This is a genomic window from Sandarakinorhabdus oryzae, assembly GCF_009733735.1.
Classification (GTDB): Bacteria; Pseudomonadota; Alphaproteobacteria; order Sphingomonadales; family Sphingomonadaceae; genus Sandarakinorhabdus; species Sandarakinorhabdus oryzae.
On the sequence record NZ_WNJP01000128.1, the window covers coordinates 1 to 8,112 of the forward strand.

The 8,112-nt window shown below is 69.2% G+C and carries 1 protein-coding gene and 1 pseudogene; both read right to left on the reverse strand.

Annotated elements, in window-relative coordinates:
• A pseudogene (locus tag GJ693_RS11785) lies at nucleotides 1-569 on the reverse strand (hypothetical protein); the annotation flags it as partial.
• Nucleotides 566-8,005 carry a hypothetical protein gene (locus tag GJ693_RS16955; RefSeq protein ID WP_207789962.1) on the reverse strand — a complete coding sequence of 2,480 codons (7,440 nt, stop codon included), beginning with the start codon at nucleotides 8,003-8,005 and terminating at the stop codon, nucleotides 566-568. The gene GJ693_RS16955 and the pseudogene GJ693_RS11785, both read right to left, overlap by 4 nt.
• Between the last annotated feature and the right edge of the window lie 107 nt (nucleotides 8,006-8,112).

An 8,112-nucleotide genomic window follows, 5' to 3' on the forward strand; every position in this document is an offset into this window, starting at 1 on the left:
GCCGCCGGTGCATCGGGCAGGCCTGTCAGCGCGATGGCATCGCCCGGCGCCGCAGTGGCACCCGGCGCATCGGCCACGCCGGCAATGGCTCGCGCCGCCGCCGCCAGGTTGGCGGAAAAACGCTCCAACCCGTCGATGGCGAGCAGTTGCCGCTTCATCTGCATGGTGGCGGCAAAGGCGGCATAGCCCCCTTCCCCATTGCGACAGCGCGCGGCTTCACCGGCGCCCAGGCCCGGCAGAGTGACAGCGCCGGCCGCCGAACAGGCCATGCGCGCGGCCAGGCTGGCCGAAACCGGTGCCTTGGCCTCGGCCCCGGCGGTGTAGAGACCGACATGGCCAACATTGGTGGTATCGGTCCAACCCCGGCAGCGGATGACATAGACGCTGTCGAACAGGCCCTTGGCGGCGGGATCATTCCACACCCGCTGCGCCCGGCACAATTCGCCCTGCGGACCGCGCCCGACATCGAAGCTGTCAGGCAAGGTCTCGGCCACGGCCGGCGTGCCAAGGGTCAACGCAGACGCAGCGAGCAACAATTGCCAGGGCTTCATCACGGGCGTTCCCATCATGGCAGACCATCTCCCGAACGCGCTGGCGACGGCGTCGGCGACGGGGTCTGCGGTTCCTTCTCCGGCTTGGCCGGAATCGGCCGACCCGGATCAAGATCCTCGTCATCGCGCCACAGCGCTTCGTTGGTGGTGCCGGAAATCAGTTCCAGCGGCAGGATCAGATCGGGCGTGTTGCGGATCAGCAGGCCACGACCCGGATCGTTCAATTGCACCAGCGGCAGCGGCAGACCAGTGACGATGCAGCCCGCGGTGGTGAGGGCGACGCAACCATTGATGCGCACGTTGTTGGGCGTGATGCCACCCAGCTGGCCGACCGTGATGCGCAGCGCTGCAGCAATGCCTTCCTGCCCGCCCAGCGTGCCGAAGAAGCCGACGATCGGCCCACCCTGCGGGGCCGAAGCGCCGCCCAGGTTGACCAGCTGCACGCTGTTCAGGTTGACGCCGCCGCCCGGCTGCGCCGACTGGCCGGTGTTCTGGATGACACCCCACTGGCCGACACCCAGCACCAGCTTGTTGGCGGTGACGATCGACGGCCGCACGCCGGTGTTGGCATAGCTGGGGATCGACAGATAGAAGGTCGACGTCGGCAGTTCGGTGAAGCGCGCCCGCACATCAGTCGCCGGCAGCGGCGTCGTGCCGAGCAGCGCATCGATGTAGCGCGCGCCTTCCTTCATGCCGAGCGCGACATAATTGCCGCGCACCCGAATGACCGAATTGGTGCCGATCAACTGGCCACCGGTGGTCAGGCTGCCATCGGCCAGCGCGGTCTGGGTTTCCACCACCACGCGATCAGCCATCACGTTGGCCGCGCCGTTCACCTGTTCATCCACCTTGCTGGTGTCGGTGGCGGTGGCATCCCCGCCCAGCGTCAGGATGCGCGCGGCGGTGAGATTGCCCGGATCAGCGGCCGGCGGGGCCGGGGATTCGAACTTGATGGCGCCCACCACCGTGATGTTCTTGGTGGTCGAAACGCCGACGCGCAGCACATTCGGGAACAGCGTGGTGGACCCGATGCTGATGTTGCGGGCATTGCCGTCGATCTGCACCACCGGCGCAAACACGCGCGGCATGTCGGCGTCGTCGAACAGGCTGCCATCACCATTGGCGAGCTTCACATCACCCTCGCCGCTGATCGCCTTGATCAACAGGCGGCCATCGCTGCGCAGTTCGGCGCCGGCAGCGAGATCGAGCCTGCTGGTGGTGATGCTGGCCGTGCCGCTGGTGCGAAGCGTGCCATTGGCGGTGACGGCGCGGCCGGAGGTGACGACCAAGCTGGTCGAACGGCTGACCCCGCCGAGTGTCATGTCGGCGGCAGCCCCGCTGGATTCGAGGATGATGGCGCCGCCACCCAGCGTGCCGGCAGTGAGCGTGCCATTGTTGGCGCGCAGCGTGATGGCGCCGCTGCCGGCATCGACCGCGCCCACCAGCAGATTGCCGCTGGCAGCACCGGCGGTATCGCCCACCTGGCCCGCACGGACGATGACGGCGCCGGTGCTGGCAATGTCCCCGATGCCGGTATTGCCGCTGGCCTGGGCGAGCACAGACGTGCTGGCGCTGATGCCGGCGATGCCCAGCGTGCCAGCCAGCGCCCGCACATCGATGGCGCCGCCCTGCAGCGTGCCCAGCTGGGCATTGCCGGTGGTGGCCGTGGCCGCGATGGCGCCATTGGCCGTGCTGGTGACATTGCCGGTGGTCAGGCCGTTGCCGGCGAGGAGGGTCGCCGCGCCGGCGACCTTGATCGGGCCATTGGCGGTGATCGCCTGGCCGGCCTGGGCATCGAGCGAAGCGGCGTTGGTGACGCTGGCCATGGTCAGATCAGTGCCGGCGTTGAGCGTGGCCGGCCCGGCGATGTCGATGTCGCCGATGCCCAGCGTCGTGCCGCTCTTGGCCGACAGGCTGCTGGCGCGGGTGACGGCGCCGATGCTGGCGCTGCCCGCCGTGGCTTCGATCGCGACGGCGCCGCCCGAGATGGCACCGGACGACAGGGCGCCCGTCGTCGCCGTCAGCGTGATCGGGGCATTGGTGCGGCTGTTCACATCCAGCACGGTCACACCGGTGCCGCCCGTCAGCCGCACTTCGCCTTCCACATCGATGTTGCCGGTGGCTTCCAGCGTGGTGCCGGCATCGCCAATCAGGCTGGCGGCGTTGATGACGCCCATCAGGTTGACCGCCTGGTCGGCCTTCAGGTCGATGGCGCCGGTGATGGCGATATCGCTGTTGGCCGTGACGCTGCCGCCAGCACGCACGGTCAGGCTGCTGGCCTGGTTGACCTGGTCAAGGCTGATGTCGCCGGTCGGGCCGGTGGCGTCCAGTTGCACCACGCCGCCCGAAATCGCGCCGGTGGTGAGCGTGCCGTTGTTGGCCCGCAGGGTGATGGCGCCTGTGCCGGTCAGGAGATTGCCGACCACCAGGTTGCCGCTGCCGGCACCGGGCACATCGCCGACCTGGCCAGCGCGGACGATCACGCTGGCGTTGGTGGTGGTGATGTCACCCACATTGGTGTTGCTGCTGGCCTGCACCAGCACGGTGCCGCCGCTGATATCGGCGATGGTCACGATGCCATTGGTGGCCCGCACGTCGATGTTGCCGGCGGTCAGATTGCCGGTGCCAACACTGGTCTCGCCGGTGATGGCGATGCTGCCGGCGCTGATCGCCCGGGTGGCGACGGCTGGCGCCGAAATGGCGACGGCCCGGCCGAGCGCGATGATCTGCGCCTGCACATCGACATTGCTGCCGGCGCCGAGCGTGACATTGCCGCCGGCGTTGATGGCTTCATCGCCCACCGCCAGCGCGCTGCCGACCAGGAGCGTGCGGCCAGCCGAGAGATTGACGATCCCGCTGGAGACGATGCCGCCCGCCACATCGACGTCGCGATCCGCCGTCATGGTGAGGCTCGTCGCGCGGCCGACCGACAGGCCGCCCACCGAACCCACTGCGATGTCGCCCTGGGTGCTGCCCGCAGCGGCACCGGCGTCGCGGGTTGCCGACAGCGCGATGGCACCGCCATCGAGCCGGCCGGTGTCAAGCTTGCCGCTGTTGGCGGTGGCCGTGATACCATTGCCATCGACATCGCCCAGCGTGACATTGCCGTTCTGCGCCGTCGCCGACAGGTTGCCAGCGGCGCCGAGGGCGATGTTGCCGGCAACAATGTCGCGCGCGGCCTGCAACGTGGCATTGCCGGTCATGGTAATGGCCTGGCTCACGACAATGTCGCGGCCCGCCGTCATGCTGAGCAGATTGGCCTGGGTGACGCCGGCAACGTCGATATCGCCCTCCGTGCTGGCCGCGGCCGCCCCGGCATCGCGGGTGGCGGTGAGTGTGATGCTGCCGCCATTGGCAGCCAGCGAGCCCGCGGTCAGCTTGCCGCTGTTGGCGGTGGCGCCGATGCTGTTTGCCGTCACCGCGCCCAAATTGATGTCGCCAGCCGTGGTGGTGGCACTGAGGGCGCCGGTGCCAAGGCCGATGTCGCCACTGCTGAGCGTGCGGGCCGCCTGCAGCGTCGCATTGCCCGTCATCGCCACCGGCCCCGACAGCGTCAGGTCACGGCTGGCATTGACGTTGAGATCGCTGGCAGCCGTCACCCCGGCTAGCTGAATGTCGCCGGTGGTGCCGGTGGCCGTCAGCTTGATGGTGCCATCGCGCACGGCGTCGCCCGCCACCTGGGTCGCGGCCAGCACGCCAAGAGTGAGCGTGCCGTTGCCAGCGTCAGCCTTGATCGCGCCGGCGCTGATGTCAGCCGCGGTCAGATTGCCGTTGGTGCTGCTCATCGTTACCGCAGCCCCGCGGGTGTTGCCCGTGACGTCAATGCTGGTGGCGCTGGAAAGGAACACCTGCCCGTCCGTGTCCAGCTGCCGGGTGGTGATGCCGCCGGGCGAGCTGGCAAGGCGGATATCGCCGCCCACGATCACGTCGCGCACGGTGATACTGCCGGCATCAATGCGCACGCCGCCGCTGCCACTGATATCACGCAGCGTCACGTCATTCGCACCGATCACGCAATTGGCGTTGCACAGCAGGTCATCGCCGGCCTGGCCGAAATTGCCGGTGGCGAGCAGCACCAGCGACCGGCCGGGCAATGCGCCCAGCACGGCAGCGTTGCGCGGGTTGGTCACGGCCGCACCGTCAGCACCGGTGATATTGCCGCCGCTGTCATCGCCTAGTGCCCGCGCCACCACATCCGGCGTGGTGAGGCTGCCGTTGCGGGCCACCAGCACCAGGTCATCGCCGGCGCCGATCTGGGCCACGCTGGTCTGCGCCGCATCGATCACCACGTCGCGGCCGGCGCCCGATTGCAGCGCTGCATTGCCCGACTGCCAGCTGAACGTCAGCGCGCCGCCAGATTTGGCCTTGAGGTCTCGGGTAGCGTCAAGTTCGCCGGTCGCGGTCATGTCCCCGCTCGACACCAGCACGATGTCCTGCCCGGCCGTAACTGCGCCCGTCAGCGACAGGGTCCCGCCAGCGGCGGTCATCCGCACGTCGCGGGTGGCGCTGGCGCCGCCGGCCGTGATGCTGGTGGCGGCCAGCAGCACGATGTCGCTGGCAGGGTTGGTCACGGTGACCGTCCCAACGCTCAGGGCGTTGTCGAGGCTGGTCAGCGCCAGGCTGGAATCGCTGGTCAGCGCGCCGGTGGTGATGGCCCCGTTCACGCCGGCAATGGCGGCGCCGGAAATGCGCGCGTCGATGCTGCCGGCATCGACATCGCCCAGCGTCAGCCCACTGAAGGCTGCGCTGCGGGCCACCACGTTGGTGGCACCGGTGGTGGTGATGCTGGCGCCATTGAGGCGGATGCTGAGCGTGCTGGTCGGCGCGGGTCCGGCCCCCGGCGCGATCGCGCCGGCTTCCAGGCTGACCGTCGGCGCGGCCAGGGTGATGGTGCCCGACCCCAGGATCGAGCGCTGCGCCGCCAACCGCAGGCCAAAGCCGGGGCCAGCGCCAAAGCTGCGGGTCTGGCCGGTCTGGCCGATCAGCAGGTCGAGCGCGGAATCGATGTCCACCGCGCCGGCGCTGCTGCTGGCGCCTTCGATGCTGATGTTGAAGTCGCCGCCGATGTTGCTGATGATCAGATCGCCAACCACCTGCACCGCGCCCAGGGTGATTGCCCCGACGTTGGTCAGGGTGGGGCCGGCCGCTGCATAATCAGAGGGTGTCAGTGCCGGCGCGGCCACGGGCGATGCCAACAGCAGCTGGTTGGCCGTCACATTGCCCAGCGCCAGCGTGCCAACCGTGCCCTGCCGCACCAGCACATTGCCGTTGGCTTCCAGATTGGGGCGGCCAATGATGCTGGTCGCCGCATCGAGCACGGTCTGGCCCAGCCTGGGGACCACGACACTGGGCGTGCCATTGGCATCCAGCGTCAGGTTGCCGAGCGCGGTGATGGCGCCGACGCTGCTCTGCAGCAGCACGCCGCCGCCGGCCGACTGGGTGAGGGTCTGGCCATCGGTGCCCACGGTAATGGCGCGGGCGCGCACGATATAATCGAAGGTGCCGCCAACGGTGACAGCGCCGCCCACGGTGGCATTGCCGTTCAGCGCGGTTACCGTCGTCGGGCCGCCGCTGGAAATGATGCCGCCGGTCACCACGATATCGGTCTGTGACGTGAGCGCCACCTGCAGGCCGGCCTCCAGGCTGCCAAGGAACAGGCCGTCCGGCGTGTTGCCGCCAATGCTGGTGCCGGTCGAGGTCAGCACGATTTCTGCGCCCGACTTGATGGTGCCGCCGGTGATGCGCTTGCCGGTGGCGATCACCGGATCCGGCGTGTCGATATTGCCGAGATTGAGGATCTGCGCGGCGCTGTTCACCGTGCCGCCGCTCGGGGCCGGCGGGCCCAGCGTGATCTGGTTGCCGGCGCGCACGAATATGATCTTGCCGACCAGGGCGCCGATCGGCAGACCCGTCGTGGGATCGATGATCGCATTGCCGTTGCCATCAACCGGCGCCAGATCGTTGGCCACGTTTGGCGTCGCGATCGTCAACCCACCGGTGACGACATCGCCAACGCGCGCCACGATCACGATATCGTTGCGCGATTCAACGCCAGCCACGGTCACATCATTGCCCAGCGCGACAACCCGCCCGCGCGAGCGGATCTGGCCACCCACGCTGAGCAGGCCGCCTGCGTCCAGCGTCAGCGCCGGCGCGGTGGTGATCACCGAACCCGAAATGCTGATGCCGCCGCTGCTGACCACGCGGATGACGCCATTGGCATCCAGTGCGCCGCTCAGGCCGGCGAGTGCCACGCCGTTGACCGTCGGCGTGGCGTTGACCGTGATGCTGCCACCCGCTGCCGTTGCCAGCAGGTTGAGCGCACCGCTGCTGCCGCCGGCATCGGCGTTGCCCAGCACCAGGGTGGAGCCGGCATCGAGCGTGATGTCCCCGGTGCCGCCCGTCGTCACCGCCGAGCCGATGGCCATGGCGCCGCTGTTTTTCAGGCTGAGCGGGCCGCCGATGGACAGGCTGCGGATATCGACCGCGCCGGTGATGGTGGCCGGGGTCACCAGGCTGCCGCCCGTCACCTGGCCCAGCGCCAGCCCGTTGAAATTGGCGCCCGCCGTAATGGTGACCGCGCCGCCGCCATTGGCAGTCTGTGCGCTGGCATTTTCAAACGCGATGCTGCGCAGGCCCGGGCCGGGCGCGGTGGTGCCGGCCGACAGGGTGATACCGCCAGCCTGGCTGGATTGCAGGGTCAGCGCGTTGGTGCCGACGATGCGGCGATCGGCGGTCACCGCGATGGTGCCGCCCTGTTGCGTCACCGCCGCGGCGCGGCCAAGCAGCACGTCCTGGCCCCCAGTGATCGCCACGGCGCCGGTGCCGGCGTTGATGCCGGCGCGGATGGTGGCGTCATTGCCGGCGCCCAATGCGCTGAGCGTCACGTTGCCGTTGCCGCCGCTGGCGACGCTGTCGGCATTGCCGGTGCGGCCCACGGTCAGGCTGCCGGCGCTTGCGACGATGCTCACTGCGCCCGTGGTGCTGGTGGCGCTGTTCAGGACGATGTTGCCGGCCGATGCCACGATGTCGATGGCGGCATTCTGGGTGAGGCTGCCCAGGGTCAGGTTGCCGCCCACCTGGAATTGCAGGCTGGCCGCCGAATAATCGGCCGGCAACAGTGGGTTGACGATGTCGCGCTGGCCATTGGTCAGCACACCGGCAGTGACATTGCCCAGCGCCAGCGGCTGGCTGTTGTCGCCGCGCAGCAGCAGGATCGGCCGTGTGCCGTTGGAAAGGTTGGGCGCGGTGGTGCCGGTGATGTTGGTGAAGGCATCGATCACCAGATTGCCGGCGCCGGCCTGCAGCGACAGCGTGCCCTGGAAATCGACCCCGCCGGTGAGCGCGCGCAACAGCACGCCGCCCGCGGCCGACTGGGTGAGCGTGTCGCCGGCATTGCCCACGGTCACACTGGCCGCGCGCACCACGTAAGCGCCGCCATTGCCGGTGCTCACCGCGCCCGAAATCGTCGCCGCGCCGCCGGCCGTGACCGTGATGCCCTGCGCCGCCGTCGCGCCAACGATACCAACGGTCGCTGCCGCCGTGTCGGCCGCCACCGCCA